Origin of the sequence: Arthrobacter sp. 135MFCol5.1, from assembly GCF_000374865.1 — a bacterium.
Taxonomy (GTDB): Bacteria; Actinomycetota; Actinomycetes; order Actinomycetales; family Micrococcaceae; genus Arthrobacter.
Window position 1 is genome coordinate 491,641 of record NZ_KB895452.1, and the last position, 26,678, is coordinate 518,318.

30 protein-coding genes are annotated in these 26,678 nt (G+C 61.7%); 24 read left to right on the forward strand and 6 right to left on the reverse strand.

Annotation, left to right across the window (positions count from 1 at the left end; translation table 11 throughout):
* Positions 1-70: 70 nt before the first annotated feature.
* The 3 genes from C563_RS0102195 (at position 71) to C563_RS0102205 (ending at position 4,603) form a co-directional block, all read left to right on the forward strand.
* Positions 71-1,174, forward strand: coding sequence for an acyltransferase family protein (locus tag C563_RS0102195; RefSeq protein ID WP_018760407.1), 1,104 nt, complete (start codon positions 71-73; stop codon positions 1,172-1,174).
* Between the two features lie 112 nt (positions 1,175-1,286).
* The gene (locus tag C563_RS20785) at positions 1,287-2,525 is read left to right on the forward strand and encodes a bifunctional glycosyltransferase family 2/GtrA family protein (RefSeq protein ID WP_043423639.1); all 1,239 of its coding nucleotides are present in this window, start codon (positions 1,287-1,289) and stop codon (positions 2,523-2,525) included.
* Positions 2,526-2,677: 152 nt separating this feature from the next.
* A complete protein-coding gene (locus tag C563_RS0102205) occupies positions 2,678-4,603 on the forward strand; it encodes a glycosyltransferase family 39 protein (RefSeq protein WP_155845071.1) in 1,926 nt (641 codons plus the stop codon).
* A 130-nt stretch (positions 4,604-4,733) separates the two neighbouring features.
* On the opposite strand, the gene rpsI is transcribed toward C563_RS0102205, so the two are convergent.
* Both rpsI and rplM read right to left on the reverse strand, forming a co-directional pair.
* Positions 4,734-5,237, reverse strand: a complete 504-nt coding sequence (gene rpsI, locus C563_RS0102210) for a 30S ribosomal protein S9 (protein WP_018760410.1) — start codon at positions 5,235-5,237, stop codon at positions 4,734-4,736.
* A 38-nt stretch (positions 5,238-5,275) separates the two neighbouring features.
* Positions 5,276-5,719 carry a 50S ribosomal protein L13 gene (rplM, locus tag C563_RS0102215; RefSeq protein WP_015937805.1) on the reverse strand — a complete coding sequence of 148 codons (444 nt, stop codon included), beginning with the start codon at positions 5,717-5,719 and terminating at the stop codon, positions 5,276-5,278.
* A gap of 293 nt (positions 5,720-6,012) precedes the next feature.
* Between rplM and C563_RS0102220 the strand changes: the two genes are divergently transcribed.
* The 19 genes from C563_RS0102220 (at position 6,013) to C563_RS0102310 (ending at position 21,844) form a co-directional block, all read left to right on the forward strand.
* Positions 6,013-6,678 carry a prepilin peptidase gene (locus tag C563_RS0102220; protein WP_018760411.1) on the forward strand — a complete coding sequence of 222 codons (666 nt, stop codon included), beginning with the start codon at positions 6,013-6,015 and terminating at the stop codon, positions 6,676-6,678.
* Between the two features lie 278 nt (positions 6,679-6,956).
* Positions 6,957-7,157, forward strand: coding sequence for a Flp family type IVb pilin (locus C563_RS0102225; protein ID WP_026264290.1), 201 nt, complete (start codon positions 6,957-6,959; stop codon positions 7,155-7,157).
* 153 nt (positions 7,158-7,310) lie between these two features.
* Entirely contained in the window at positions 7,311-7,511 is a 201-nt protein-coding gene (locus C563_RS0102230) for a Flp family type IVb pilin (RefSeq protein WP_018760413.1), read from the forward strand.
* A gap of 127 nt (positions 7,512-7,638) precedes the next feature.
* Positions 7,639-7,977, forward strand: a complete 339-nt coding sequence (locus C563_RS0102235; protein ID WP_255414760.1) for a TadE family protein — start codon at positions 7,639-7,641, stop codon at positions 7,975-7,977.
* Positions 7,965-8,981, forward strand: coding sequence for a pilus assembly protein TadG-related protein (locus C563_RS0102240; protein ID WP_018760415.1), 1,017 nt, complete (start codon positions 7,965-7,967; stop codon positions 8,979-8,981). Before C563_RS0102235 ends, C563_RS0102240 begins: the two co-directional genes overlap by 13 nt.
* A 250-nt stretch (positions 8,982-9,231) precedes the next feature.
* Positions 9,232-9,783, forward strand: coding sequence for an RcpC/CpaB family pilus assembly protein (locus tag C563_RS0102245; RefSeq protein WP_231369813.1), 552 nt, complete (start codon positions 9,232-9,234; stop codon positions 9,781-9,783).
* Positions 9,780-10,985 carry an AAA family ATPase gene (locus tag C563_RS0102250; RefSeq protein WP_018760417.1) on the forward strand — a complete coding sequence of 402 codons (1,206 nt, stop codon included), beginning with the start codon at positions 9,780-9,782 and terminating at the stop codon, positions 10,983-10,985. The genes C563_RS0102245 and C563_RS0102250 overlap by 4 nt, the downstream gene beginning before the upstream one ends.
* Positions 10,982-12,463, forward strand: a complete 1,482-nt coding sequence (locus C563_RS0102255) for a CpaF family protein (RefSeq protein ID WP_018760418.1) — start codon at positions 10,982-10,984, stop codon at positions 12,461-12,463. Before C563_RS0102250 ends, C563_RS0102255 begins: the two co-directional genes overlap by 4 nt.
* Positions 12,464-12,465: 2 nt before the next feature.
* Positions 12,466-13,416 (forward strand): type II secretion system F family protein, encoded by a 951-nt coding sequence (locus C563_RS0102260; protein WP_018760419.1) that lies wholly within the window; start codon positions 12,466-12,468, stop codon positions 13,414-13,416.
* Positions 13,417-13,425: 9 nt separating this feature from the next.
* Entirely contained in the window at positions 13,426-14,301 is an 876-nt protein-coding gene (locus C563_RS0102265; RefSeq protein ID WP_018760420.1) for a type II secretion system F family protein, read from the forward strand.
* Between the two features lie 69 nt (positions 14,302-14,370).
* Entirely contained in the window at positions 14,371-14,526 is a 156-nt protein-coding gene (locus C563_RS22890) for a Flp family type IVb pilin (protein WP_269208826.1), read from the forward strand.
* 260 nt (positions 14,527-14,786) lie between these two features.
* Entirely contained in the window at positions 14,787-15,026 is a 240-nt protein-coding gene (locus C563_RS0102275; protein WP_018760422.1) for a Flp family type IVb pilin, read from the forward strand.
* Between the two features lie 101 nt (positions 15,027-15,127).
* Entirely contained in the window at positions 15,128-15,517 is a 390-nt protein-coding gene (locus C563_RS22015) for a TadE/TadG family type IV pilus assembly protein (RefSeq protein WP_081624098.1), read from the forward strand.
* Complete coding sequence (locus C563_RS0102285; RefSeq protein WP_018760424.1) at positions 15,505-16,536, forward strand: pilus assembly protein TadG-related protein; 1,032 nt, start codon at positions 15,505-15,507, stop codon at positions 16,534-16,536. Before C563_RS22015 ends, C563_RS0102285 begins: the two co-directional genes overlap by 13 nt.
* A 42-nt stretch (positions 16,537-16,578) precedes the next feature.
* Positions 16,579-17,328 carry a Flp pilus assembly protein CpaB gene (gene cpaB, locus C563_RS0102290; protein ID WP_026264294.1) on the forward strand — a complete coding sequence of 250 codons (750 nt, stop codon included), beginning with the start codon at positions 16,579-16,581 and terminating at the stop codon, positions 17,326-17,328.
* Entirely contained in the window at positions 17,325-18,518 is a 1,194-nt protein-coding gene (locus C563_RS0102295) for an AAA family ATPase (RefSeq protein ID WP_018760426.1), read from the forward strand. The genes cpaB and C563_RS0102295 overlap by 4 nt, the downstream gene beginning before the upstream one ends.
* Positions 18,518-20,020, forward strand: coding sequence for a CpaF family protein (locus C563_RS0102300; RefSeq protein ID WP_018760427.1), 1,503 nt, complete (start codon positions 18,518-18,520; stop codon positions 20,018-20,020). Before C563_RS0102295 ends, C563_RS0102300 begins: the two co-directional genes overlap by 1 nt.
* Complete coding sequence (locus tag C563_RS0102305) at positions 20,017-20,949, forward strand: type II secretion system F family protein (protein ID WP_018760428.1); 933 nt, start codon at positions 20,017-20,019, stop codon at positions 20,947-20,949. Before C563_RS0102300 ends, C563_RS0102305 begins: the two co-directional genes overlap by 4 nt.
* A gap of 7 nt (positions 20,950-20,956) precedes the next feature.
* Positions 20,957-21,844 carry a type II secretion system F family protein gene (locus tag C563_RS0102310; RefSeq protein ID WP_018760429.1) on the forward strand — a complete coding sequence of 296 codons (888 nt, stop codon included), beginning with the start codon at positions 20,957-20,959 and terminating at the stop codon, positions 21,842-21,844.
* A 59-nt stretch (positions 21,845-21,903) separates the two neighbouring features.
* Here the strand turns inward: C563_RS0102310 and C563_RS22730 are convergent, their stop codons facing one another.
* The gene (locus tag C563_RS22730; protein ID WP_231369816.1) at positions 21,904-22,071 is read right to left on the reverse strand and encodes a hypothetical protein; all 168 of its coding nucleotides are present in this window, start codon (positions 22,069-22,071) and stop codon (positions 21,904-21,906) included.
* Between C563_RS22730 and C563_RS0102315 the strand changes: the two genes are divergently transcribed.
* Positions 22,061-22,414 carry an Hpt domain-containing protein gene (locus C563_RS0102315; RefSeq protein WP_231369817.1) on the forward strand — a complete coding sequence of 118 codons (354 nt, stop codon included), beginning with the start codon at positions 22,061-22,063 and terminating at the stop codon, positions 22,412-22,414. The genes C563_RS22730 and C563_RS0102315 overlap by 11 nt on opposite strands.
* 8 nt (positions 22,415-22,422) lie before the next feature.
* Here the strand turns inward: C563_RS0102315 and C563_RS0102320 are convergent, their stop codons facing one another.
* Positions 22,423-23,235 carry a response regulator transcription factor gene (locus C563_RS0102320; protein ID WP_018760431.1) on the reverse strand — a complete coding sequence of 271 codons (813 nt, stop codon included), beginning with the start codon at positions 23,233-23,235 and terminating at the stop codon, positions 22,423-22,425.
* Positions 23,236-23,487: 252 nt separating this feature from the next.
* Here C563_RS0102320 and C563_RS0102325 point away from each other — a divergent pair, with 252 nt between their 5' ends.
* Positions 23,488-25,155, forward strand: coding sequence for a sensor histidine kinase (locus C563_RS0102325; protein WP_026264295.1), 1,668 nt, complete (start codon positions 23,488-23,490; stop codon positions 25,153-25,155).
* Here the strand turns inward: C563_RS0102325 and C563_RS0102330 are convergent.
* Both C563_RS0102330 and rplQ read right to left on the reverse strand, forming a co-directional pair.
* On the reverse strand, positions 25,152-26,045 hold the full coding sequence (locus C563_RS0102330; protein WP_026264296.1) for a tRNA pseudouridine synthase A: 894 nt from the start codon (positions 26,043-26,045) through the stop codon (positions 25,152-25,154). The two genes, C563_RS0102325 and C563_RS0102330, sit on opposite strands and share 4 nt — an antisense overlap.
* A 32-nt stretch (positions 26,046-26,077) precedes the next feature.
* Complete coding sequence (gene rplQ, locus C563_RS0102335) at positions 26,078-26,665, reverse strand: 50S ribosomal protein L17 (RefSeq protein WP_026264297.1); 588 nt, start codon at positions 26,663-26,665, stop codon at positions 26,078-26,080.
* Positions 26,666-26,678 lie beyond the last annotated feature (13 nt).

Consider the following 26,678-nt stretch of genomic DNA (forward strand, 5'->3'; position numbering starts at 1 on the left):
TGGAAGACTGGCTTCTTGGATATGCTCACCGCAGCAAGCTACATCACGCGGCTTAATTGGGGGCAGGACGATGCCGGCATCTGAACTGAAGTTGCCCAGCCTGACAGGGCTTCGTTTCTTTGCGGCGCTGGCCGTGGTGCTCTACCACCTTAGGATTTACTTCTCGCCAATCGGCGACGGCCTTGCCGTATTCGGCTATGGGTTCACGGCGGTCAGCTTCTTCTTTGTGCTTTCAGGTTTCGTGCTGACGTGGTCCCAAAAAGGCGACGTGAAGGCCAGTCGCTTCTACCTCCACCGATTCGCCAGGATTTGGCCGCTTCATTTATTGACGATGCTTTTGGCCATCTGGGCCCCGGCACTGCCCACCTCCTCCGGCGCATCCGTGCTGAGTGCTCTGCCTGTCGCCACACTCACCCAAGCTTGGATTCCTGCGAGTCCATCCCTTAACGCCTTCAATGGGGTCTCTTGGTCGCTGTCCTGCGAAGCATTCTTCTACTTGCTGTTTCCGCTGTTGTTCAAGAATCTCAGGCGCAGTAGCCCCAAGTTCCTGGTCTTGTTCATTGTGCCGATCAGCGGCGTTGTTCTATTTGGGGTCTTGGCGTCAATCACGTCCGTACCGGCAGCGGATTATCTGCTGGTGCCTATGCCGCTGTTTCGACTTGGAGAATTTGTCCTTGGAGTTTGTCTTGCCCGACTAATGCAGGCCGGCTGGCGGCCAAGACTTTCTTTGCTGACGGCGTTCGCTCTGCAGGTAGTCCTGACTGCTGGCCTTTTTGCCGCGTCGTTTGTCCTGAATGCTAATGCAGGACCGATACCGGCGACACTCGCGAATTTGATCATGGTCCCCGGATTTCTGTCAGTCATAGCAGCATGTGCCAAGCAGGACATCGAAGGTAGAACCGGAATAATAGGGTCCCCAGCCTTGACCAGACTCGGACAATGGTCATTTGCACTGTACTTGATTCACGAGGTGGTGCTCCGTGTGATCAGGCCATGGACTGAGTCCGCGTCCGTCCTGGAAGTATCTGGACTGGCCGCCTCTGTGATTGTGATATCCGTCGCCGCCGCCGGCGTGCTTCACGAGTTTGTGGAGAGGCCGCTCGAAAGGAACATCCGGTCGTGGCCGGCACGTCTCGGGTCGTTCAACAAGTACTCCACTCACGGGAGCAGGTAGTGACCGCGCCTTCAAGCTGCCCGGGCTAACGACTACTTGGATTTCAGTGATGAGTACCTGTCTTTCCTGAAAGGCCTCGCCCCGGCCCTACGAGCGCTCCTACGATCCATGCATGACACCTAGCTATGGGGGCTTGGCGCTCGAAATTGTAGTACCGGTTTTCAATGAGGAAGCCGTACTCGAACACAGCATCTCAAGACTCTCCGAATATCTCTCACAAGAAATGCCGTCGACATGGAAGATAACCATTGCCGACAATGCGAGCACCGACAGGACTCCGGCTATTGCTGCCCGGCTCAGCGAGAAACTGCCAAATGTCGAGTATCGCCGCCTCGAGGTCAAAGGGCGTGGTTTCGCGCTTCGCGATGCTTGGAGCGCTTCGGAGGCAAAGGTTCTGGCCTACCTGGACGTGGACCTTTCCACAGATCTTGCCGCACTCCCGCCGCTGGTAGCGCCCCTTTTGTCAGGGCATTCGGACATTTCCATCGGCACGAGGCTGGGTCAGAGCTCACGCGTCAGTCGCGGTCCAAAACGGGAATTTATCTCCCGCTCTTATAATTTCCTGCTCCGCCGGACCATGCAGGTCCGGTTTTCCGATGCGCAATGCGGATTCAAGGCAATACGGGCCGATGTGGCCAAGCGTTTGCTCCCGCATGTGGAAGACAACGGCTGGTTCTTTGATACTGAGTTGCTGATCATCGCAGAGCGCTCGGGGCTGCGGATCCACGAAATCCCGGTCGACTGGATTGATGACCCCGATAGTCGGGTCAACATTAAGCAAACAGCGGTGGACGATCTTCGCGGGATGGTGCGCGTCGCCGGTTCCCTGGTGAGAGGTTCGATTCCCGTCCAGGCAATTTATGCCGAGCTCGGTCGCGGGCCGATAGCCCCACCGGGCCGTCCCAGCTTTTTCGGCCAAGTGGTCAGGTTCGGGCTCGTTGGCGTATTTTCAACCGTTGCATTCGCATTGTTGTATTTGGTTCTCCAAGGGCCCTTTGGCGCGCAACAGGCCAACTTCCTCGCCCTGCTGCTGACGGCCGTTGGCAACACTGCCGCGAACAGGCGGTTCACTTTCGGCATTAGCGGCCCAGCGAAACTGTTTACCCAGCAATTCCAAGGGCTCGTCGTCTTTCTTTTGGCTTGGGCCATCACATCCTCGGCACTGATGGTCCTGCACGCGGCTAATCTCGACTCAGCTCCAAGCACCGAACTCTTGGTCCTGACCGCTGCCAACGTCTTCGCCACATTGCTGCGGTTCGTCCTTCTTCGCCTCTGGGTATTTAGGGTTCGCCGTGCTGACGAGCGTTCAGCCATTCTCGCCTTCCGGCCCGTTGGACAGCCAGTTCGTTGAGCATCGACAGGGCGCACCACATCCCTGCCTCCTGTCGAGTAAGCGCATCGCCTATTTCGGCTGCAGCAAATGATAGTTAAAGAAATTTCTCTCGGCCGGGACCCAGCCATTACCACCAGGGTGGGTTCAGTCGAATTTCAAGGGGGAGACCATTGACGGCGTCACCATCTACGACCTTCGGTGCTGGCTACGGAGCAGCAGCCGGACGGTCCCTCCAAGGCCTGTTGAAGGGGCGCACTCAGGATCCAGCGTGGGAGCGGCCGATCCTGTTGCTCATTCTCGCCCTCAATGCCACTCTCTACTTCTGGAACCTCGGGATCAACGGATGGGGTAACTATTTCTACAGCGCCGCAGTCCAGTCCGGCACGCAGAACCTGGTCTCCGCCTTTTTTGGCTCTTCCGATTGGGGTAATTCCATTACCGTTGATAAGCCGCCACTTAGTTTGTGGGTCATGGAGATTTCCACCAAAATCTTCGGCTTCACTCCCATCGGAATATTGGCACCTCAAGCAATTATGGGAGTTGCATCAACACTTCTCATCTACCTCATCATTCGCCATGAATTCGCAGCAGTACCTGCACTTCTTGCCGCCACCATATTCTTTACGACTCCGATCGTGGTTCTTATGTCGAGGTACAACAACCCCGACCCCCTCATGCTTCTACTGATGCTCGTCTCGGTATATGCGGTCCAGCATGCGATCGAATCCGATCGAGTGAGATACCTGATTCTCTTAGGGGCAGCAGTTGGGTTGGCATTCATGACCAAGCAGCTTCAAGGACTCCTGGTGCTTCCGAGCGTCAGTGTTGCGTATCTGCTGTGGAGTAACGCGGGATGGACCAGGAAACTGAAACATGCCGGCATTTCAGGCTCCGTGATGGCGGTCACCGGCGGCGCCTGGATGACCGCGGTGGACTTGATACCGGCAGAGGCGCGGCCCTTCGTGGGAGGATCACATTCCAACAGTGTGTTGGAACTGACCTTGGCCTACAACGGCTTGGACCGCATAGTTGGGACCGAGGAAGATCCTGTTGCTAACCTCATACCTGCACAATTCAGGCAGGTGGATTCGGACGCAGGGCTTCTGCGGCTCCTGAATGCAAACTACGGCCAGGAAATCGGATGGATCCTGCCTGCGGCCGTGGTCGGCACGCTACTGATATGTCTCGGATGGAAGCTGTTACCCCCCGCACGGGGTGTAAGGGCCCTCGCCTTTGTGGCCATCACTTGGTTCCTGGGAACCTACCTCGTGTTGAGTTTCATGGGCAATCAAATTCATACCTATTACACGGAGGCGCTCTCGGCACCGCTGGCCCTCACCGTAGGCGTGGCCAGTGCACTTTACATCAGGCACCGACGGCTGCTGGTTGTGAGAGTCCTGGCGGCGCTCGGCATCCTGTCAACGGCAGTGTGCTCTTGGCTTATTCTGAGCAGCGTTGTTGGCTGGCCGGAATGGATAGGCAGCGGGATCTTGCTGCTGGGGACTCTTGGAGCAGCACTGTCTGTGGTTAGGCCCCCGACGCGGTGGCTGGAGGTGTGCGCCGCAAGCATGGCGGTTGCAGCATTACTGGCGGGGCCGCTCCTAACGTCTGCGCTCAATACAACACTCCCCCAGAACGGTTCCAACCCCGTATCTGGTCAACTGAGCAAAAGTCCTGCCAGCATCAATCGCTTCCTCGACAACATGAAACACGGGAACCTTGCTTGGGCTTACGACGTTGCCTTTGGCCAAACCCCGAACGCTTCCATCCTCGACAAACTGGCGGCCTCAGAAACGTGCCTGTGGGCGGCTGCCACTTCAGCCTCGCAGACAGCTGCACGGCTGCAAATTGAGGCCAAGCGGCCGATCATGCCGCTCGGTGGGTTCGCTGGATCCGACCCGTCCCCCACCCTCCAAGCCTTCAAGGACAAGGTCGCTGGCGGACAAATTTGCTACTTTCTTCCCCAGGATGAGTTTCTGGCAACCCAGCCAAAGGCAAGCACCGTCGCTGAAATTACCGACTGGGTAAAAACCCACTTTCAGCTTGAGATGGTAGGCGGGCAAGGCATCTACGACTTATCAAAACCGATTTCGTGAGCCCAGGGGGCCTCTGCGGACACTCGTGTAGCGGCTATTAGAGGCGCGTCCGACGATTCCCCTGAGGGAATTACCGCACGCAAAAAGCCCGCCCCACCAAAAGGTGGGACGGGCTTCTGTGCAAGCGGATTTAGCGCTTGGAGTACTGCTGGGCCTTGCGGGCCTTCTTGAGACCGGCCTTCTTACGCTCGATGACACGGGCGTCGCGGGACAGGTAACCGGCCTTCTTCAGGGTCGGGCGGTTGTTCTCGACGTCGATCTCGTTCAGCGAACGAGCGATGCCGAGACGCAGGGCGCCTGCCTGGCCGGAGATGCCGCCACCGTGGATACGGGCGATGACGTCGTAGGCGCCTTCGAGATCAAGGATCTTGAAGGGCTCGTTGACGTCCTGCTGGTGCAGCTTGTTCGGGAAGTAGTTCGCCAGCTCGCGGCCGTTGATGGTCCACTTGCCGGAGCCGGGCACAACGCGCACGCGTGCAACGGCTTCCTTGCGGCGGCCAACAGCTGCGCCGGCAACCGTCAGGGCCGGGCGTTCCTTCTTGGGAGCAGCTTCGGAAGCTGAGCTCTCAGAGGTGTAGCTGGTCAGGTTTTCCTCGGCCTCGACGGCCTCGGTGGTCTCTTCGTTCTGAGCCACGATTCTCCTTGTATAGATAAGTTGTTTGGTGGCCAGGACTACTGGGCGACCTGGGTGATTTCGAAAGTCTTGGGCTGCTGGGCGGCGTGCGGGTGCTCAGCACCGCGGTACACCTTCAGCTTGCCCAGCTGCTGTGCAGCGAGGGAGTTTTTGGGGAGCATGCCCTTGATGGCCTTCTCAACGGCGCGGACCGGGTTGGATTCCAGCAGTTCCGCGTAGTTGACGGAGGTCAGGCCGCCCGGGTAGCCGGAGTGGCGGTATGCGCGCTTCTGCTCCAGCTTGGCGCCGGTGAGGGCAACCTTTTCAGCGTTGATGATGATGACGAAGTCGCCCATGTCCATGTGGGACGCGAAAGTGGCCTTGTGCTTGCCGCGCAGCAGGATTGCGGTCTGGCTTGCAAGACGACCAAGGACAACGTCGGTGGCGTCAATGACGTGCCACTGGCGGTTGATATCGCCGGGCTTCGGGGTGTACGTACGCACGGTGTTTGCCTCGTTCTTGTTCTGGCGTTCTTGTTTAGGTGTCGCTAGCTCGCGCACCTACTGTCTGCGCGCTACCGGAACAGAGGTGAGGGCTCCATGTAACCAGTCATCCTGAAGTTCCGAATGTGCACGTTGAGTAGTTATCCTGCAACCGGATTCTCAAGCGGGCACGCACCATCGGAATAGGACACGCACAACGACTACCTAGATTAGCGCGTCAGGTGGTTCAGGGTCAAAATGAGGTAGCGGAGGTTGGCTCGTCATGCGCCAACCCAACCAATGCAGGGGGCGCAGTGGTATCAGCAGAGGGCGGAGGGTCGGCCGGTTGGCTCCTTGTCGTTGTCATCGGCCTGCTGGGATGTTTCCTCTCCCCCATGGCTGAGATCCTGATTGCGCGGACGCTGCCGCGGCTGGGTGCCCTGCCGGCGCCGCGGGTTCGGATGACGACGGCGGCCGTCACCGGCGCCGCGTGCGCCGCCTTCGTCCTGCGCTTTGGCAATATACCGGGCCTGCCGGCCCTAATCCTCCTGGCAGTGCTAGGCGTTCAACTTTCAAGGGTGGACATCGCCCTGCATTTATTGCCCAACCAGCTCGTATTTATTCTCTTAGTCGCCGGCATTGTCCTGTTGGCAGCTCCGCTGATATTTGGTCAGCAAGCTGACGATTTCATCAGAGCTCTCGTTGGCGCGGTCATTTTGTTCGCTGCCTACCTTATTTTGGCGTTGATTTCGCCTGGCGGCATCGGAATGGGCGATGTGAAGCTGGCCGCGCCCGTCGGCCTTTACCTGGGGTACCTAGGTTGGAGCCAGCTGCTCTACGGTGGCCTCCTGGGCTTTATCGTGAATGGAATCACAACAGCAATGCTCCTCGGTGGAAAACGCCGGAATATGGCCAAGGAAGTGCCACACGGCCCCGCCATGCTTGGCGCCTTGGCCGTCACTGCCCTGCTCATCCAGTAGCACGGACTGCAGCCGAGCGACACCTTGCGCTCGGGTTGAAGCGCGCCCATCCAAGTAGTCAATGGAACAGGCTGATCGCGCCCTAGGTACCTTTCCGAGTATTCGAGTACGTCCTTTCAGCGCGCCGCCTAAAAGTCGAGTACCACTACGCATTGTTGCCCACCGGCGTAAATGACAATCTCTTCTTAGCGAAGTCCAGCCGCTAAGGATTTATGGGGGCAGCTGGAAATTCGTTGAAATCAAAATCACTTCAATTTCACCGAATTAAGGAAAATACAATGACTTCTCTTATGGTCTCGATGATGGCTTTCGTCGCCGGCGTCAAGGATCGCTTCTCCTCCGAAAAGGGCGCGACTGCCACTGAGTACTCGCTGCTCGTGGCCTTCATCGCTCTGATCATCATCGTCGGCGTCACCGCCTTTGGCGGAGCCCTCAACACCTGGTTCACCAGCCTCGGCACCAAGGTCGGCACCTGGTAGGTGGCACCCTCCCGAGTGCGCCGCGTCCTTGCAGTCCAGCAGGCGCGGCGCACTTCGTGGCAGCGGCAAAGCTTCCAAAGCTGCCAGTCAGTGATCGCCTGGGGCGACCAGCCGGCGCATCAGCGACCGAGCCAAATCAAGTTAGGAACAGAAATGACTTCATTCATGGTCTCCGTACTCGCCTTCGTGGCGGGCTGCAAGGAGCGCATCTCCTCGGAAAAGGGTGCAACCGCGACAGAATACTCGCTCCTCGTGGCCTTCATCGCACTCATCATCATCATTGGCGTCACTGCCTTCGGCACGGCGCTCAACACCTGGTTTACCAGCCTGGGCACGACAGTCGGCACCTGGTAGCCAGCCCACTTTCGGTTGTGCCGCGCACTAACCGCGGCACAACCGAAAAACGCAATCAACCTCGGGGGATCCGTTGAAAAAGATCCGCAAAGCAAACACGGAACACAAGAGCCGCGGCGCAGTAGCTGTGGAGTTTGCACTGGTGGCTCCCATCCTTCTGTCCGTAGTCGTAGGAATCGTCGAGTTCGCGAACGCCTACAACGCCCAAATTTCCGTGACCCAGGCAGCCAGGGAGGCCGCTCGGACCATGGCCGTCAAGAACAGCCAGACCGATGCGAAAGCCGCAGCAGTCGCCGGTGCCCCCGGAGTCAACTCCGCAGCTTTCGCCTACACCTTCAGCCCCGCGGCTTGCGCGCCAGACACCACGGAAAAGGTAACCATCACCTATTCCGCGACGACTCTGACAGGGCTTTTTGGTAGTTCCGTAACCGTCACCGGAGTGGGAGCAATGCGATGCAACGGCTGACGCGGCGAACCACCGACCGCGACCGCGAGCGCGGGGCCGCTGGCGTCATGGTTGCCGTCATGATGGTGGTGCTCATCGGTGCAGGCGCCCTGGCTGTCGATACCGGACAAATCTACGCAGAGCGGGCCCAGTTGCAGAATGCTGCAGACGCGGGAGCGCTTGCAGGCGCGGACATGTGCTCCGCTACCGGCGGCTGCACCCAGGCCGCCGTGAATAGCGTTGCCTCGACCCTGGCGAACAACAACTCCAACGACAACAAATCCACGGTTGAGTCAGTCGATCTCTCGGTCCCGGGCCAAGTGTCTGTGACTACGTCCACGAAGGACGGTGTCACCAACGCCGGTTTCCTGACCAAGATGTTCGCAAGCGCCTTGAACGCACCGCCGGCCAAAGTGGGTGCTACGGCCACGGCGAAGTGGTTGTACCCCACGAAGGGAGTTACCGTTCTCCCGCTGACTTTTGCCCCCTGTGAATTCAAGGATGACGGTCTGCCTCACAAAATCCTCATCCAGGGTGGCGCGCAGGACTGCAATGGGCAGAATCCTTCAAATCAGATCATCCCCGGCGGCTTCGCCTGGCTCAAGCCAGACGGAAACACTGGCTGCAAGGTTACAGCCGAAGTTGGACAGTGGAGCATGACGAGCACAGGTGCCTCAGTCCCAACGGGATGCATCGATCTCTTCAACCCGACACTCAATCCATCACTGCCGAATTCCACGGTGGCGCTTCCGGTTTACAAGTACACGTGCGCCGGGATGTCAACGGCACAATTCGGTTCATGCAGCGGCAGTTCCGTGCAGTACTTCATCGAAAAGTGGGCCGGCTTCAAGATTCAGGCATGGAACCTCGGCGGCCAGGCCAAATACGACCCAACCAACGTGTTCACGTCAAGCGAGAAGGGCCTGTACGGAACCTTCGTCGGTTATTCCGCAGATCCCAGCCTCTTCACCGGAGGCACAACAACGTCCACAGGCAACGTCGTTGTCCTTGGGCTGATCAAATAAAAATCACCTAAAGGGGAAGAAAGTGAAAGCACGCCTACTGGGAGGCATCGCCGCGCTAGTCATCGCGATAACCGGCACCGTCCTTCTTATTACATACGTACAGAGCGCGGATGCCCGTGCCATGGCCGGAACCGAAACATCTGAAGTGTTTGTGGTTCAGTCCGCCGTTCCAGCGGGGACAGCAGTCGGCGATTTGGGAGGGTCGGTGGCTAAGAAGCCGCTCCCCAAGTCAGCGCTCACTGCTGACAGCGTGACTGATCTGAACTCCTTGGGCTCGAAGGTTACAGCCGTTGCCCTGGTTCCCGGTGAGCAACTGTTGTCGAGCCGGCTGGTAGAGAAAGAATCATTCCTTGGACCGTCACGAGTCGCCGTTCCCGATGGAATGCAGGAGATCTCCCTCAAGCTCCCCATCGAACGCGTAGTTGGCGGAAAGATCTCCGCCGGCGACACGGTGGGCATCTTCATCTCCCTCACCGAATCATCCACCAACGGGGCAGGGCAGGCGGCTACGCAGTCTGCGGGCACCCAGCTGACCTTCCACAAAGTACTTGTCACTGCCACCCAGTTGAGCAACGGCAGCCCGGCCCAGCAGGATTCGACCCAAAAGTCGGAAGGATCACTCAACTCCGGGAGCAATGCTCAAAGCGACGGAAACTACCTGATCACAGTCGCCCGCAACTCGGTTGACGCCGAACGCCTCGTTTACGCAGCAGAATTCGGCAAGATCTACATGTCGAAAGAGCCCACCGGGGCTACGGAAGGCACCACCGGTGTCGTGGACAAGACGAAGGTATTCCGATGAGCCGCTTTGTCCTGATCACTCCAAACACGGAGTTCGAGCGCAAAGTACGTCTGGCCACGGCAGCCATGCCGGGAACCCTTCAATACTTCCAGGCTGACTATCTTCCCCAAGGTCCCGAAGAAGTCCTGACGCAGCTCCTCGGCGAACCGCCGGAAGTTTTCGTCCTCGGGCCCGGTCTCCCGGCCGACGAGACCTTGAAGTTCGCCGCAGTCATGGATCTGCAGTATCCGGAGATCAGCATGATCCTGGTGACCGATGAATCTTCCGAAGTGGCAATCCAGGCCATGCGGGCGGGTATCCGGGATCTCTTGGATCCGGCCGCAGAAGTTGACCACATCCGAATCATCGTCGAGCGGGCAAGCCTTGCCTCCGCCGGACGGCGGCGCGGCCTGTCCCCAAGCAGCTCCGAACATCATGAGCACGCCGCGGGGGGCCGGATCATCGCCGTCATCTCACCCAAGGGAGGAGTAGGCAAAACGACCGTGGCGACGAACCTGGCCGTGGGGCTGGGAAAGATCGCCCCAATGGGGGTGGTCATCGTGGACCTGGACCTGCAGTTTGGAGACGTCGCCAGCGGGCTGATGCTGGAACCTGACCACACAATCACGGACGCCGTTGTTGGTGCCGCGAGCCAGGACTCCATGGTCCTCAAGACGTATTTGACCGTGCACCCTGCCGGCATCTATGCCTTGTGCGCCCCAAAGAACCCGGTGGAAATGGACCGGATCACGGGAGAAAACGTCAGCCACCTGCTTAGCCAGCTGCGGCAGGAGTTCCAGTACGTCGTCGTGGATACGGCGCCGGGGCTCGGCGAACATGTACTGGCGACTCTTGACCTGGCTTCGGACGCCGTTTGGATCTGCGGCATGGATGTTCCGAGCATCCGGGGCCTTCGCTCCGGAAACCAGATTCTCTCCGAACTGAACCTCTTGCCGGAAGTCCGCCACGTGGTCCTCAACATGGCGGACCGCCGCAGCGGGCTGACGCTCCAGGATGTTGAAGCCACCATCGGGGCCCCGGTGGATGTGGTGCTCCCCCGCTCGCGGACGCTTCCGTTCTCAACCAATAAGGGGATCCCGCTCCTGCAGGATGGCAGCCGGGATCCCGCGCAAAAAGGTCTCCGACAACTGGTGAAGCGGTTCGAACCCAACTGGGAAGCAAGACCCCACAAGAAGTTGCACAGAAGGGCGGTAGTCCAGTGAACCTCTCACGCAGGCTTGAAAAGGCACGCGGCACCGAGCCGAGCTTGGCAGTCGTCGAAGAAAAGCATGATCCGTTCGTGTTGGCCAAGGACGCTGCTGAACCAGCCACGTTGGGCCGCATCCACGACGTCAAGACCGCCGAAACAGCGCAAGCGGCCGAAGTCATCGAGCTGAGCCCCACTGCGGCTGCGGCGAGTGGCGCGCTGAGCGCACTCAAAGAGCGCGCCAGTACGGCCCTCTACGAGCGGCTTGGTGCCCGCATCACTGACTCTTCCCTCGAAGAGAGCGAGCTCCACCAATTCGTCAAGGACGAGTTGAAGCTCGTCGTCGACGAGGAACAGGTTCCGCTGACTTCGTCCGAGCGCCAACGCCTTATCCGCGAAATCATTGATGACGTCCTTGGCCATGGTCCGATCCAGCGGTTCCTGGACGATCCGTCCGTCACCGAAGTGATGGTCAATCGTTTCGACCAGGTTTATGTGGAACGGGCCGGCAAGTTGACGTTGACAGACACCAAGTTCGCCTCCGACGACGCACTGAGGAGGGTGATCGAGCGCATTGTGTCGAAGGTTGGACGCCGCATCGACGAGTCCTCTCCTCTCGTGGATGCACGTCTCGCGGACGGATCGCGCGTTAACGCCATCATCCCGCCGCTTGCTGTCAACGGCCCCGCGCTGACTATCCGAAAGTTCGGCGGTGACGCCCTGACGGTACAAAAGCTCATTGCCTTCGGCAGCCTCTCCCCGGAGATGGCCGAATTGCTTCAAGCCTGCGTCCTGGCCAGGATGAACATCATCGTTTCCGGCGGTACAGGCACCGGCAAGACGACGCTTCTCAATGCGTTGTCTTCCTTCATTCCCGCATCGGACCGCATCGTCACGATTGAGGACGCGGTGGAACTCCAGCTTCAGCAGGACCATGTGGTGAGGCTGGAAAGCCGGCCGGCGAACATTGAAGGAAAAGGCGAGATCGCCATTCGCGACCTCGTACGAAACTCGCTCCGCATGCGGCCCGATCGCATAGTGGTCGGCGAAGTCCGCGGCGGCGAATGTCTTGACATGTTGCAGGCCATGAACACCGGCCACGACGGCTCCCTCTCCACCGTCCACGCCAATTCCCCCCGCGATGCCATAGCCCGCCTTGAGACCCTGGTATTGATGGCCGGGATGGATCTGCCGCTCCGCGCTGTACGCGAGCAGGTGGCCTCCGCGGTGAACCTTATTGTTCATATCTCCAGGCTGAGGGACGGCACCCGACGCGTGACGCACATCACCGAGGTTCAGGGCATGGAGGGCGATATCGTCACCCTCCAGGATGCGTTTATCTTCGATTTTGCTGCGGGAGTCGACTCGAACGGAAGGTTCCTTGGTAAGCCAGTGCCAACTGGTGTTCGGCCACGGTTCACGGACCGGTTCGCGGACCTTGGCATCCACGTTTCGCCGCACATCTTTGGCGCTGAAACGGGCCGAGGTAGATAGCCATGACGCCGTCTGTGCCAGTTGCCCTCTTCATGACGGGCCTGTTCCTGGTCTACACGTCGCTCGCCCTGCTTTTCGTATTCGTTTGGAAGGGACGCCCAGGCGTCCCCCTTTCCAGGCGACGCCCCGAGATCGCGCAACAATCCTCCAACCTGACACGCCTGACCAATCAAGCCGTCGGCGCCCTGAACCGCGGCCTGAAGAAGCGCCCAACGTCGATCTTCAACCGCGAAAAGTTGGAGCAGGCAGGCCTTAACAAAGAGCCTGGGGATTACCTCCTGATCGCCGGAACAGTCACTTTGGTGTCAACGGTGGCGGCATTCCTCCTCGGCGGCATCGGCATGAGCATCCTGGCCCTGGTTGTCACGCCTTTCCTCCTTTATCTGGGCCTAAACTTCCTTATCTCCCGGCGCAGAAAGGCCTTCGACGCACAGGTTCCGGACACGCTGCAAATGTTCTCCGGCGGTCTCCGGGCGGGCCACAGCCTCTTGAGGGCTATCGACGCAGCAGCGCAGGAAAATGATGGACCGATGGCGGCGGAGCTCACCCGAATCGTCAACGAAACCAGGATCGGGCGCGATTTGGGTGAATCGATGGCGGATGTCTCCCGGAGGACAGCAAGCGAGGACTTTTACTGGATAGCACAAGCCATTGAGATCCACCGCGAAGTTGGTGGGGACCTGGCAGAAGTCCTGGACCACGTGGGTGAGACCATCCGCGACCGAAACCAAGTTAAAGGCCAGGTCAGGGCACTCAGCGCAGAAGGGCGTATCTCGGCATTGGTCCTCATGGCCCTGCCGATCCTGATGTTCATCGGCCTCGTGCTGTTCAACCCAACCTACTCGCGGGTGTTTACCACGACATTCGTCGGATTCGCGATGTTGGGTGCGGCGATCATCCTCTTGTCCGTTGGCGGGCTCTGGCTCAGCCGCATCATCAAACCGAAGTACTAGGGGGATGACATGCAACCCATCGCATTAGCAGCAGTATTGGCCATCGTCGTGCCGATTTCGGGCATGGTTTGGTTGTCGTTCACAGGCGACCGGGCTGCCCTGCGTCGCATCAAGGCCAACCTGGGCGGCCGTTCCGCGCAGGCATCACAGTCACTCAACATCAGCCAACAATTCTCGAGCCTGTCCAAGCGGATTACACCCCGCGGCTACGAGGGCTGGCTTGACAAACAATTGTCGGGCGCGGGTCGACCAAAACAATGGCCGCTGTCCCGGATCCTTATGATCAAGCCAATGCTGGCTTTCGGCGGCGCCCTCCTGGGCCTTCTGGTCTTCATGGGCGCACCCTCGGCCGGGAGGTTCTTCATTGCCTTTGTGATTGTCGCACTGGCCTATTTCCTTCCAGACATCCTCTTGCGGAACTTTGCCCAAAAGCGCCGGGAAGCAATCAGGTTGGAGCTCCCGAATGCCTTGGATCAAATGCTGATTTCGGTTCAGGCGGGCCTCGGATTCGAAACCGCCATGGGACGTGCCGGTGAGAATGGCAGGGGGCCTCTTGCGGATGAACTAATCAGGACTCTTCAAGACATTCAGGTAGGACGCTCCCGCAAGGAGGCGTACCTGGCTCTCTCGGAACGAGTTGACGTTCCCGCAGTGCGGACGTTCGTTCGGGCCGTGGTACAGGCCGATACCTACGGCATTGCCATCGCCGGCGTGTTGAAGGCACAGGCGAAAGACATGCGCATTAAACGCAGGCAGATGGCCGAAGAACACGCCATGAAGATGCCGGTCAAGATGCTCTTCCCGCTGATCTTCTTCATCCTGCCGACGCTCTTCATCATTTTGCTGGGGCCTGCTGTCCTTCAGATCATGGCAGTTTTCTCTTAGGGGGCAGCCATGTTGAATTGGTTCCTTGGTTTTATAACCCGACGCGCCGAAGCTCTGCGTACGTTGATGATGGACCAGCGCGGAGCGACAGCCACCGAATACGGGATATTGGTCGCATTCCTTGCAATGGCTCTGGTTATCGGCATCACCGCTTTTGGCCAGGCCCTGAACCTCCACTACCAGAACCTCGCGACAACATTGAGCTCGGCTCTGGGAATCCCCTGATCCCTCCACCAACAGCGCAGCTTGCGCCCATAGTCCGGACCCCCTCGGCACCCAGAACCGAGGGGGTCCGTTTTTGTGTGTTGACGTCCCTGAATCCCACCGCCAACCGAGTAAAAGCCCAGCATTTGCGCAGGACGCAGGCAACAGGGAAAGGCTTTGCGCAGGATGTTGCAAGATCCGGTCAAGACGGCAAAACCCGTTGCTAACTTCAATTCAGTGCTGGTGCAGGGCCAGCCAATCCGTCTCGCTCAGGAGTCAAAATGCTTTCTCTCTACACCAACCTCATGATCCGCCTTCGCAGCGAAGAGAAGGGCGCCACCGCAGTTGAATATGGCATCATGGTCGCCCTTATTGCAGTCGTCATCATCGCCGCCGTCGGACTTCTTGGCGGGTCCCTGAACACCATGTTTGAACAGGTCAAGTGCCAGGTCGGTGGCGGTACTTGGACGGCGGTTGCGCAGACGGCAACTACTTCCGCTGGCGGAACCTGCGCCCCATAAGCAGGGTCCGTCTGGGCTCACGACCAAGGTGTGCTTGTGGCGGCGGCAAGGGGCCGCCGCCACTTTCGTTCCCCTCACCCGAATAACCGGAAGGCACCACCATGTCCCGAGAATCCGAGCGTGGCGCTGCTGCCGTCGAGTTCGCGATCGTGGTGCCTGTCCTCGTCATGTTGCTGCTGGGGATTATGGAGTTCAGCCGGGTTTACAACGCCCAGGCTGAGCTTTCAGCAGCGGCGCGCGAGGGCGTGCGTGTGTTGGCAGTGACCGGCAATCAAACAACGGCGCGGTCCGCAGCGAAGAACACCGCGGTTTCCTTGAAGCCGGCCTTGAAAGACACCAACATCAGCTTTGGCACACCATGCCCTTCAACGGTCAGCGCTGGAACCAGTCCCCAAGCCACGGTCACGATCACCTACTCCTTGTCCACCTTGACGGGAATAGCGGGACCATTCACGATGACCGGCAAGGGAACAATGCTATGCGGCGGCTGAAGCCGACCATGGGAAAGAACGACGGCGAGCGCGGCGCCGTGACCGTCATCGTGGCGCTGACGCTGGTGGTCTTTCTTGGCTTTGGCGCCATGGCCGTGGACGTGGCGATGATGTACTCGGAACGAACCCAACTTCGCAACGGAGCGGATGCAGCGGCCCTTGCCATCGCCCAGAAGTGCGCCAAAAATCCCAGTGACGCGGACTGTTCCAGCACGTCGTCCCTGGCAAAAACATTGGCGAACAACAACGCCAACGATAGCCTCAGCAACCTCAAGTCCGTAGTCCTGGACAAGACCAACCGCAAGGTGACAGTTACTGTGGGTTCGCAGGAAGCAGGCCACACGGCAAACCAAGTGTCCCTCTTCTTCGCCCGCGCCCTGGGTATAAATACCGCCGAGGTCAATGCCCCGGCTGCCGTCCAATGGGGCAGTCCAACCAAGGGTTTGGCCGCCTTCCCGATCACTATTTCAATCTGCCAGGTCCGCGGACAATACGGGGTCATGCAACTCCTGCAGATGCACGGAAGCGGAGCCAACCCCGGGTGTAACTATGGGCCGTCCGGCGCCGCCGTGGAAGGCGGCTTTGGCGGTCTCAAGCAGGACCCCTCTGTATGTGGCGCCACCATCGACATCTCGAAAAGCACCGCTGGCGGTGACACCGGCAACAATCCCCCGTCCTACTGCGACAGTCTTCTGAATTCATGGGCGGCCGACATAACGGCTGGAAAGGACGTCATTGTGCTGATCCCCATCTTCAACGCAGTCACCGGTACCGGCAATAATGCCGTTTTCGGTCTCACAACCTTCGCCGCTTTCAAGGTTGCGGGCTGGAAGTTTGGGCCCACCGGCCTGCCCTACACCTTCCACAACAGGACGCCGGACGTACCGGCTGCGCTGCAATGCCGCGAACCATGCAAAGGAATCATCGGCACGTTCGTCAAATACGTGTCGCTGGCCAACGGCTACACCCTGGGCCCGGTGAATCCGGACGGCGCTACCATCGTCGCCCTCAGCAGCTAGCCCCCACCATCAAGTGGTTCGTGAAAGCAACAGGAGCAGTCAGTGAAGTCACGTATGTTAGCCGGTTTATCAGCAGTGGTGCTGGCCATCATCGGAGCGGTCCTCATGATCACGTACGCGCAGGGCGCCGATACCCGCGCCATGAAGGACATGGATCCCACCGGGGTTCTCGTGGTGACCAAGGCCGTACCGGCCGGCTCCTCCCTCGATATCGTAAAGGCGTCAGTTGCGGTGCAGCAGGTGCCCGCAACGGCCGTTTCGAAGACTGCCCTCAAGAACCTCGACGATTCGGCCGGCAAGGTGGCCGCCGTGGACCTCGTCCCCGGCGAGCAGCTTCTCGCCGAGCGGCTCGTGGACCCACAAGACGCCAAGTCCAGCGGGTCCGTCAAAGTGCCCGCGGGCATGCAGGAAGTCACCTTTGAACTGGAAGCCAAGCGGGTGGTGGGCGGCAGGATTGAAGCGGGCGATCACATAGGGATCGGGTTCAGCTTCGGCGCAGGAGCGGACAAGACGAAGCCCGGAGAGGCCACCACCCAGCTCACCCTCCGAAAAATCCTGGTCACCGCCGTCCAGCGTGCCCCGCAACCAAGCGCAAAGCCCACAGACGGCACCAACCCGCAGGACACCACCCTCCCGCAGGGGTCGTTCATGGTCACCGTTGCCGTCAGCGATATCGACGCCACCAAGATCATCTATTCCTCAAACAACGGCGATCTCTGGCTCACCAAGGAACCCCTCGACGCCCAGGACAACGGCGGCTTCATCGCCAGGAAGGACACGGTGTACAAGTGAGCCGCTTCGTCCTCCTCTCCCCCAACGGCGACTTCGACCAGAAACTGCGCGCCGCCGTCGCCAACGGCCTGCGCGGCACCATCCAGACCATCTCGAGCGACATCCTCCCCGCAGGCCCGGCGGAACTGTTCGCCCTCCTGAACCAGGAGCAGCCCGAGGTGCTCATCATCGGCCCGGATGTCCCGTACGAGGAAGCGCTCCGGTTCGCCAAGGTCTTCGACGTCCAGCTGCCCGGCCTCAGCCTGGTCCTGGTCAGCGACGTTGACCCCGCCGGCTTGCTGCACGCCATGCGGGCCGGTATCCGCGACATCCTCAGCCCCCAGGCGGACGCCGCCGAAATCCGGGTACTGCTGGAACGCGCCTGCCAGTCGTTCGCCACCCGGCACCGCGGCCCCGAGGCGCAGCAGCCGGGAGACGGCAAGGGCCTGGTCATCGGTGTCTTCTCCCCCAAGGGCGGAGTCGGCAAGACCACCCTGGCCACCAACATTGCCATCGGCCTGGGCCAGGTGGCGCCCATGAGCGTAGTCATCGTGGACCTTGACCTGCAGTTCGGCGACGTCGCCTCCGGCCTGTACCTCAACCCCGAACACACCGTCACCGATGCCGTCACCCCGGCCGCCGCCCAGGACTCCCTGGTCCTCAAGGCCTTCCTCACCGTTCACCCGGCCGGCATCTACGCGCTGTGCGCCCCGCCCAACCCGGTGGATGCGGACCACATCACCCCGGAGCAGGTCAGCCACCTGCTGGACCAGCTGGCCCAGGAATTCCAGTACGTGGTGCTTGACACTGCCCCCGGCATGCCGGAAATCGGGCTGGCCGCCATGGAAAAATGCACTGACGTGGTCTGGGTCAGTGCCATGGACATCCCCAGCCTTCGCGGCCTCCGTTCCGGCCTGGAAGTCCTCCGCCAACTGGACATCATGCCCGAGTCCCGCCACGTGGTCCTGAACATGGCCGACGCCAAAGCGGGCCTGAACGTCCGGGACGTCGAATCCACCATCGGCGCCCCCGTGGACGTCAGCGTCCCCCGCTCCCGGGCCGTGGCACTGTCCACCAACCGCGGCATCCCCGTCCTCCAGGACTCCAAGAAGGACCCGGCCGTCAAGAGCCTCCGCCAACTGGTCCAGCGCTTCAACCCGGCCTGGCGCACGCAGGCCCAGCGGAAGCTTCACCGAAGGGTGGTTATCTGATGAAACTCTCCGAACGCATCAACGCGGCCCAGGGCCGTCCCCCGGCACCGGCCGGCACCGCGCTGCTGGAGCCTCCACACCCGGCCCCCGCGCCTGTCCCGGCCCCCGCCGACGGTACGGAAAAACGCCTTCCCGCCCACGCCGCCGTCGTGCATTCAACGCACGACGCCGGCACCTCCTTCGTGCCCAAGGCACCTGGCGTTGACGTCTTCGCAGCCATGAAGGACAGGGCGGCCACCGCCCTGTTCGAGCGCATGGGGACGCGCTTCAACGACGCCGCCGTCACCGAGCAGGAACTGCGGAGCACCGCCAAGGATGAGCTCACCCGGATCATCGATGCGGAGCAGGTGCCGCTCAGCGCGGAGGAACGCGCCCGCCTGGTCCGCGACGTGGCCGACGACGTGCTGGGCTACGGTCCCCTGCAACGACTGCTGGACGACCCCGCCGTCACCGAAATCATGGTCAACCGGATGGACCAGATCTACGTCGAGCGGAAGGGCAAGCTGACGCTCACCGAGTCCCGCTTCAGCTCCGAGGAACACCTCCGCAAAGTCATCGAACGGATCGTGTCCAAGGTGGGCCGCCGCATCGACGAGTCTTCCCCCCTTGTGGACGCACGCCTTGAGGATGGCTCCCGTGTCAACGCCGTGATCCCCCCGCTGGCCGTGGGCGGCTCCTCGCTGACCATCCGAAAGTTCTCCAAGACCCCGTTGACGGTCCGCAACCTCATTGACTTCGGCACGCTCACCCCGGAAATGGCGGAGCTGCTCAACGCCTGCGTCAAAGCCAAGCTCAACATCATCGTTTCGGGCGGCACGGGTACGGGCAAAACCACCCTCCTCAACGTGCTGTCCTCCTTCCTGCCGCACGATGAACGGATCGTCACCATCGAAGACGCGGTGGAATTGCAGATCCAGCAGGATCACGTGGTCCGGCTGGAAAGCCGGCCGCCCAACACCGAAGGCAAAGGCGAGGTGACCATCCGTGAGCTCCTCCGCAACTCCCTCCGTATGCGTCCGGACCGGATCGTGGTGGGCGAGGTCCGTGGCGGCGAATCGCTGGACATGCTGCAGGCCATGAACACCGGTCACGACGGCTCCCTGTCCACCGTGCACTCCAACTCGCCCCGCGACGCCGTGGCCCGCCTCGAAACCCTGGTGCTGATGGCAGGCATGGACCTTCCGCTGCGCGCCATCCGTGAACAGATCGCCTCCGCGGTGAACCTGATCGTGCAGATCTCCAGGCTCCGCGACGGGTCCCGCCGCATTACCCATGTCACCGAGGTGCAGGGGATGGAAGGCGACATCGTCACCCTCCAGGACGCGTTCGTGTTCGACTACTCTGCAGGCGTGGACGCCCAGGGCCGCTTCCTGGGCAAGCCCGTAGCCACCGGCATCCGTCCCCGGTTCATCGACCGGTTCGAGGACCTTGGCATCCATGTCTCGCCGGGAGTTTTCGCCGGCCCGCTGTCACCGGGCGCGAAGCAGGGGCAACACTCATGATCATCGGCATTGGAGCCGTCATCCTGCTGGCGGCCATCTGCCTGCTCGGCGTCGCAGTCCTCCTGCCGGGCGCCCCCTCGGTGCCGCTGGACCGCCGTCGTCCCTTTGAACCCCAGCCGCCGTCCTCCCTGACGCGCCTGGCCCTCTCGGGGGTCAAGTCCTTCGAACGGCTGCTCGCCGGCCGGCACGTGAAACTCTTCTCCCGGGCGGAACTGGAGAACGCGGGACTGCGGCTGAGCCAGGCGGAGTTCTTCCTGCTGGTGGGGATCGGAGCCTGCGTGGGAATGCTGGTGGGCATTGTCACCGTGGGACCTCTGGCAGGGCTGCTCCTTGCGTTCCTGGCACCGTTCGCCGGCAAGCTTGTTCTCGGGTTCCTGGCCGGAAAGCGCCGCGCCGCGTTCGACGGCCAGCTCGGCGACACCCTGCAACTTCTCTCCGGCGGCCTGCGCGCCGGACACAGCATCCTGCGCGCCATCGACGCCGCGGCCATGGAATCGCAAAAACCCACCTCGGAAGAGATGCGCCGCGTGATCACCGAAACCAGCTTGGGCCGCGACCTTCTGGCAGCCCTGAACGACACCGCGGAACGGATGAAGAACGAGGACTTCGTGTGGATCTCGCAAGCCATCCAGATCAACCGCGAGGTAGGCGGCAACCTGGCCGAAGTGCTGGACCAGGTTAACGAGACCATCCGCGAGCGCGCGGAGATCAAAGGCCACATCAAGGCACTGGCCGCCGAAGGCAAGTTTTCGGCCTACATCCTGATCGCCATGCCGTTCGGCATCGTGGCCATGCTGCTGGCCGTCAGCCCCAACTACATGAATTCAATGTTCACCCACCCCCTGGGCTGGGCGATGATCGGTGCCTCGTTCGTCCTGATGACCATCGGCGCGCTGTGGATGCGCAAGATTATCGACCTGAAGTTCTGAGGAAGCCATGAACCTGACCGTCGTGCTCTCGATCCTGTTGGTCTGCCTGCCCCTGGCCGCCTTGGCCTGGTCCGTCCTGACCGTGGACAAGCAAGGCCGGATCGCCGCCGCCGAACTGCTCTCGCGTGGTGCACCGCCCGCTGCGGCCGCCCCCGCCGGCACAGGGCCGGGACTTCTCGAGGCGTTGGGCAGGCGCCTGACTCCCCCCGCCTACGTCGCCTTCCTTGACCGGCTCCTGGCCCTGGCCGGCCGGCCCGCCTCCATGCCGCTCGGAAAGGTGCTGGGGTCCAAGCTCGGACTTGGCGTGGCCGGCGCGGCCGTTGGCCTTTACCTGACCTCGATCGGCAGCTCACCGATAATGAAGCTTGCCGGCCTTTTCGTCCTGGTTCTTGGCTACTTCATCCCGGACCTCCTGCTGTACAGCAAAGGCCAGGAACGGCAGAAGGCCATGCAGCTGGAACTTGCCAACACCTTGGACCAGATGCTCATTTCGGTGGAAGCCGGGCTGGGCTTCGAGGGCGCCATGGCACGGGCCGGTGAGAACGGCAAGGGCCCCCTTGCCGAGGAACTGGTGCGCACCCTGCAGGACATGCAGGTGGGGCGCAGCCGCCGGGAGTCCTACATCGCCCTGGCGGAGCGGACCAGCATTCCCGAACTGCGCAGCTTCGTGCAGGCCGTGGTCCAGGCCGACACGTATGGAATCGCCATCAGCCGGGTATTGCGCGTCCAAGCCAAGGTCATGCGCGTCAAGCGGCGCCAGCGGGCCGAGGAAAAGGCCATGAAACTGCCCGTCATGATCCTTTTCCCGCTGTTGTTCTTTATATTTCCGGTGCTCTTTATTGCCATTCTGGGACCGGCGGTCATTAACACCATCGCCACCTTTACTGGCCAGTAGGGTGCCTCAGCATGGCGGCAAGGTTGCCTCAAGGTTTACACAGAATCATCCGAAACAGGTCATCGAAGGATTTCCAGGAAGTAGCCTTGGACAATGCACAATCCCGATCCCGGCTCCAGCGGAAACAGCCCCGCTGCGGATTTTCCGCCGGCCGGGATCGCGCCGCCGCCCATTCCAGCCGCAGGTGCGGACCATTCGTTGAAGGCGGCCGCTCTCTTGCCTCTCATTGATGCATCCGTCCTGGATGAACTCGACGACGAACTCGCAGGGTCCGGGCTGGCCCGGCGCTTCGCCCGGGATTACGCCGCCATGTGGGACACACGCCTGGCCCGGCTGGGAACAGCCGTGGACAGCCAGGACGAGGCCTCAGCCCTGGACGCGGTAATCAGCCTCAAAATCAGTTCCGCAATGGTGGGCGGTATTCGGCTGGCCAAGCTCGCCGAGGTCCTCGAAGCCCTGATCCGGCAAGGCGACTTCGTCCAGGGGCAGGCCATGATGGCCGGCGTTGCCCACGACGGCGCGCGGACGGTGTCCGAACTCCAGTCAACCTTCATCCTCGAGCAGGGGTAGCTGTCCGGTCAGGCGTCGTCGGGCCGCCGGGGCGCAAGCCTGTATCCCACCCCGCGGACCGTCTGCAGCCAGCGGGGCGCGAGCTGGTCCTCCTTGAGCTTGCGCCGCAGGTTTCCCACATGGACTTCGACGGCCCGCTCGTCCGCTTCGCTGATGTAGGTGTCATGGTCGTAGAACTCCCCGCGGACCGCCCGCACCAGGTCAGCCCTGGTACACACGGCGCCGCCACCTTTCAGCAGCACATGGAGCAGGTCGAATTCGCTGCGCGTCAGGCCCAGCGGCTCCCCCCTGACTTCCACGGTGCGCGTCCGGTGGTTCAGGCGAAGCCCGTTGTGCTGCAGGATTCCGGACTCGGCGGGCGCGGCGGCAGGAGCCGCTGCTTGGCCCCATGCGGCAGGAGCCGCGGCTTGGCCCCACGCGGCAGGTGACGGGCGCAGCCCGTTGGCCTCCTGGCGTGGCCTGCGCATCATCGCCGCCACCCGGGCACGGAGCTCCCTGGGCCTGAACGGCTTGGCGATGTAGTCATCAGCCCCGGTGTTCAAGGCTGACAAGAGGTCCGGTTCCTCAGTCCTCCCCGTCAACATCACCACGTAGGCGTTGCTGAACGTCCGGATCCGCCGCAAGACCTCGAACCCGTCAATGTCCGGCAGGCCGATATCGAGAGTCACAACACTGGCCTGCTTGCTGCGGACCACCTCTACCCCGGACCGCCCATCATCAGCTGTATGCACCTCAAAGCCCGCTTGGGTCAAAACACCTTCAAGGAGGTTCCGCACATCGGCGTCATCTTCGATGACAACAGCTACACCAAGATCGTCCATTGCTATCCCTGCGCCAGGCGGAGATGGCCCCCCATTGGCCCAGCGCCAATGCCATACCCGCTCCAACCATTTATACGCTACTAGTAAGCCCTGCTGATGACATCCGCAACGGCCCTAAAAATTGAAAAGTCAATTATTATGACAAGATATGTGCAATATGGGCGGAAAGGGGTACCTGCCCGGCATGGGAGCAGTAAAGAAGGCCTCCCGGGCACTTTGCTTTCCACAGGTAAAGGGGTACGAGTCAGAAACATGGCTGAGCCATTGTTCCACCGGGGACCCGGCCGCATCTTCCGCAGGCTGGGAACCCGCGCCCAAGTGGCGTTGTGCCAACTCCCCATCACGGTCATTGTGGCCATCATTGCCGTAGCCACACCCTTCGCCTGGCCCTCGCTCACGCACAGCCCCCTGTACCTGGCCGGCATTGCGTTGCACGGAATCCTGTTCCTCGCCTGTTTCCTGGTCCCCTGGGAACGCCTGGCGCACCGGGCCTACCTGATCATCCCGGTACTGGACTTCGCGGCCATCGGGTTCCTTCGCAACGGTGCCGCACCGCTGCTGCCTGGCCTGGCCGTGCTGGTGGTCTTCCCGGTGATCTGGCTGTCCGCCTCCGGAATGCTGTCCCGGACCAGCCTGGCGCTCAGCTTTGTGGGCCCTTTCCTGGTCATGGTCCCTCCAACCGCTGCCCACCTCCCGTCCGTCACGGCCTCGGACCTCACCACCGTGGTCCTCTTCCCCCTCATGATGCTCGCGGTTTCGCTGGCCATCCGCTTCGCAAGCGTGAACCTGCGGCTGCAGCAACGCGAACTCGCCGAAAAGGACCGGGAACTCCGTGACCTGCTGGCCGCAAGCCGGGAACGGGAGAAGCTGCTGGAGACGGTGCTGGACGCCACCGACGTTGGCATTGCCGCCGTCGACCGCTCAGGCCACTTCCTGGTCTCCAACAGCCGGCAGCGCAACTTCCGCCGGGTCACCGGCGCCGACGACGACGTCCCCGGCCAGGGTCACCAGCTGATCTACGGCCAGGACCGGCGGACCCTGCTTCCCCCGGACCGGCGGCCCATCAGCCGGGCGATGGCCGGGGAATCCTTCGCCGACTACCTGGTGTGGGCGGGCGAGGGCCCGGAACAGCGGGCCGTCTCCACCGCGGCCCGGCCGCTGGTGAGCGAGGACGGCAGGCTCACCGGCGCCGTGGTGGTGTACAGCGATGTGACGGGCTGGGTGGAATCGCTGGCGGCGAACCAGGACCTGATCTCCAACGTGTCGCATGAATTCAAGAACCCGCTGAACTCGATCATCGGCAACGTGGACCTGGTGCTCGACGACGTCGCCGATCTGCCGCCGCATGCAGCCAAACGCCTGCTGGTGGTGCAGCGCAACGCGGAGCGGATGATCGACCTCGTGGCTGACCTGACGGCCTCGGCATCCACCACCATGAACGTCCACCCGAAACGGACCGACCTCGCCAGCCTGGTTGAAACCAGCCTCGGCTCCGCGCAGGCGTCGGCGCAGCGGTCACACGTGGAAATCGCCGCCGACGTCCCCTCGCCGCTCTGGGCCTACGCGGATCCGCTCCGGATCGGCCAGGTACTGGACAACCTGGTGTCCAACGCCATCAAATACTCGCCCGACGGCGGCACGGTGAGCATCAGCGCCGAAGCGGACGCCCAGTGGGTCTCACTCAGCGTCAAGGACACCGGCATGGGGATGTCAGCGGAGGACGCCACCAGGGTGTTCAACAGATTCTTCCGCGCCGAATCCGCGCGGCTTGCCGCCATACCCGGCGCCGGTCTGGGCCTGTCCATCACCAGGATGATCGTGGAGCGGCATGGCGGCACCATCACGTGCCAGAGCGGCGAGGGCCAAGGCAGCACCTTCACGGTGACGTTGCCGGCCGAGGGCCCACCGCCGGCGTTCTAATGTTGGCGCAGGGCCCGTGTCTGTTCGGCGCGGGCCAGCAGTTCGTGGTCGGACGGGTAAGCCACTTCCTCCAGCACCAGCGGGTGCGGGGCGGCCAGGACTGACTTGGCGTCCCGTTTCTGCAGGAGCAGCCGCTCGTGCAGCCAGCCAGGTTCCACGGTGCCCTCCCCCACGTAAAGAGCCGAACCCACCAAGGCCCGGACCATGTTGTGGCAGAACGCATCGGCCTGGACGGTAGCCACGATGACGCCGTCGTCACCGCGCGCGAACTCAAAGCGCTGCAGTTCCCGGATGGTGGTGGCCCCTTCGCGCGGCTTGCAGAACGAGAGAAAGTTTTGCAGGCCCAGCAGCTGCGAGGCACCCTGGTTGAGCAGGCCGACATCCAGCGGATTCTTGTGCCACAGCGTGAAGTACCGTGCCAACGGGTCCCAGAGGGCTGGTCCGTCCGCGATCCGGTAGCTGTAGCGGCGCCAGAGGGCCGAAAAACGGGCGTCGAAGCCCACAGGCGCCAACGCGATGTTATGGACTTCGACGGCGCCGTGGAGGTCGCCCAGGGCACGGTTCAGTGCGCCTCGGAGCCGGCGCAGCAGGGCGACGGCGGGATCAAGTTCGTGCCCGCGCGGCAATGCCAGCCATTCAGCTTCAGTGAGGTCCAGGTGGACCACCTGGCCGCGGGCGTGGACGCCGGCATCGGTGCGGCCGGCCACGGTGACCCGGACCGCGCGGCGCACCACCAGCTCGATCGCTTCCTCAAGGACTCCCTGGACGGTCCGCAGGCCCGGCTGCAACGCCCACCCGCTGAAGGGGCCGCCGTCGTACGAAAGATCAAGCCGGAGACGCAAAAACCCGCCGCCCCCTAAGACGGGGGCCGCGGGTTTTTGGTGGTTCACAGACCTAAGTCTATGCGAAGCAGGTCAGCGAATTACTTCGCGTCCTTCTCCTCGGCTGCGGGAGCTTCGGCGGCTTCCTCAGCGGCCGGAGCCTCTTCGGTTGCAGCTTCTTCAGCAGCAGGTGCCTCTTCGGTTGCAGCAGCTTCCTCAGCGGCCGGAGCCTCTTCGGCAGCCGGAGCAGCAGCAGCAGCAGCTTCCTTCTTGTCGGCGTCGCGCTTGGCGGCAGAGGTAGCCTCGGCTACGACGGCCTGCTTGGCGGAAACCGGCTCCAGGACCAGCTCGATGACAGCCATGGGAGCGTTGTCGCCCTTGCGGTTGCCGATCTTGGTGATGCGGGTGTAGCCGCCGTCGCGGTTCTCCACGGCCTGGGCGATGTCGGTGAACAGCTCATGGACGACGCCCTTGTTGCTGATCAGGCCGAGAACCCGGCGGCGGGAGGCGAGGTCGCCACGCTTGGCGAAAGTCACCAGGCGCTCTGCGTACGGCTTCAGGCGCTTGGCCTTGGTCACCGTGGTGGTGATCCGCTTGTGCTCGAACAGGGATGCTGCCAGGTTCGCGAGCATGAGGCGCTCGTGAGCCGGGCCGCCTCCGAGGCGCGGACCCTTAGTGGGGGTAGGCATAATTGTTTCTCCT